Annotated in this window: 3 protein-coding genes; all 3 read left to right on the top strand. The window is 51.1% G+C overall.

The annotated features are described in order from the left end of the window. The first annotated feature begins 242 nt into the window (after positions 1–242). Positions 243–671, top strand: a complete 429-nt coding sequence (locus BM025_RS18805) for a hypothetical protein (RefSeq protein ID WP_085850865.1) — start codon at positions 243–245, stop codon at positions 669–671. Between the two features lie 293 nt (positions 672–964). Then, positions 965–1,357, top strand: coding sequence for an IS110 family transposase (locus tag BM025_RS19590; RefSeq protein WP_244515910.1), 393 nt, complete (start codon positions 965–967; stop codon positions 1,355–1,357). A gap of 246 nt (positions 1,358–1,603) precedes the next feature. After that, positions 1,604–1,923, top strand: a 320-nt coding sequence (locus BM025_RS19585) for a transposase (protein ID WP_244515909.1), incomplete at its 3' end; no start/stop codon positions are given.

The following is a 1,923-nucleotide window of genomic DNA, read 5'->3' as shown; positions in this document are numbered from 1 at the left end:
CAGACAACGTGCCGCATAATGCAACCAACCAGATGAGCCGAACTCTCTCTTAGTTTAAGCCGCCTTTGGTGCCAAAAACCCTGACGACGGACAGATACCTTTTTGAGCCTGTTATTGCTAATGCGATAGGCGGGACCCCAGTATCTGCGGCTCGTAGCCCCGTGAAAAGGCGATCAGATAATCGGAAAGGTAGGCAAGTTGACTGTCTATTGGGAAACCGAGCGTACGAGCTGAAAATCCGAATGACTATTGCGGCCTCTGGTCAAGGTAGGTGGGGTGAGGAATTGGATTTCCCATTGGATTGTGTAGCAAGTGGCTTTGTTCCTGTTTTGCTGGTTTTAGATAGCACTACAAATCCGAAACTTACTGAACTCACTAGAGCGTTTCTAGCGCAAGGTGGAGAAGTGTATATCGGCGAGGATGCTTGGGCGCACCTTGACGAGCTTGCAGGACCCACCATGGCGAATTTTATTGACCGCTATGTCCGTGAACCGATGGCCAGTTTGCTTTCGGAGGCAGCAGAGTCGTTGGAGCCTTTTGCCGCATTTTTCGAAGGCAACGACTTGGTTATTCGAGTTGGAGATGAGGCATTTACAATACAACGTGAGTCCGATGATGCGTCGAGTGACGGACGTGATACGGCTAACGACGAAGACGATTTGGGCTTATGAGGTGTAATTTCTAAAGTTCGACAAAGTCCAAATCGCCCTCCCGCAACCAAATTTTACACATATACTACAGTGACATAGCGCCCTCGAGGCGCTTTTTTGCGTTTAGGGTTCCGTCACTGGAAGCGCCATGGAAGCAACAAGAAGCGTTTCAAGCGCGGGGTAGGGTGTGGTGAAAAAATAACTCGAGAGGGCTGCGGGTATGCGGCGGGAAGCATGCGTAATTGGGCTGACCCTGCACTTTGGCCAAGCTCCCACTAAGATCACAGGATAGCTGTGAATAAGGGAGACAGAAAATGGAATATTATGTTGGACTAGATGTTTCGCTGCGATCCTGTGCGCTGTGCATTGTGGATGGCAAGGGAGTGGTGCTGTTTGAGCGGGAGCTGACATGTGATGTCAATGAGATCGCTGACTGCCTTTCTGGTTTTCCACATCCGATTGAACGTATTGGCTTTGAGGCTGGTGCTATGAGCCAGAATCTTTTCTTTGGCCTGACTGGAGCAGGGTTTGATGTCGTTTGTATGGAGGCTCGGCAAGTGAATGCCGCCTTGACAGCAATGAGGAATAAGACAGATAGAAGAGATGCGCGAGGCATTGCTCAAATACTGCGCGCCGGCTGGTTCAGTCCCGTTCATATGAAAAGTCGTGAGGCGCATGGCCTTCGCGCGCTGCTGAGCACACGCTAGGCTCTGCTGAAGAAAACGATATATTTAGCAAACGAGGTTCGTGGGTTACTGAAGGTTTTTGGCATTCGTTTGCCGCAAACAGTGAAACACGGCAGTTTTGATGGCGTTGTGCGGCCTATGATCGAGATAGATGCCATTCTGGCACATGCGTTGGTGCCCTTGCTCGACGCTAGGCTGGTCCTTTATCAGCATTATCTGGAGCTGGATCGGCGGGTTAAGCGGGCCGCCAGTCAAGATAATGTCTGCATGAGATTTATGACGGTACCAGGTGTTGGGCCAATTGCAGCACTGACATTCAAGGCGGCCGTTGATGATCCAAACCGCTTCAAGCGTTCACGTACAGTTGTTGCGCACTTTGGCCTGACGCCAAGGCACTTTCAGTCAGGGGAACACGATAATCCTGGCCGAATATCAAAGGCGGGCGACCGAGATGTTCGTGCAACTCTTTATGCTGCTGCGAATGCACTTCTTATGCGAACGATGGCAGGGTCACAGATTAAATCATGGGGCATGCGATTGATGCGCACCAAAGGTCGCCGACGCGCAGTTGTTGCCGTCGCCCGCAA

Origin of the sequence: Pacificibacter marinus (assembly GCF_900109555.1) — a bacterium.
Classification (GTDB): domain Bacteria; phylum Pseudomonadota; class Alphaproteobacteria; order Rhodobacterales; family Rhodobacteraceae; genus Celeribacter; species Celeribacter marinus_C.
Note: the sequence above shows the minus strand (reverse complement) of the source record. Positions and strands in the feature narration are given on the sequence as shown.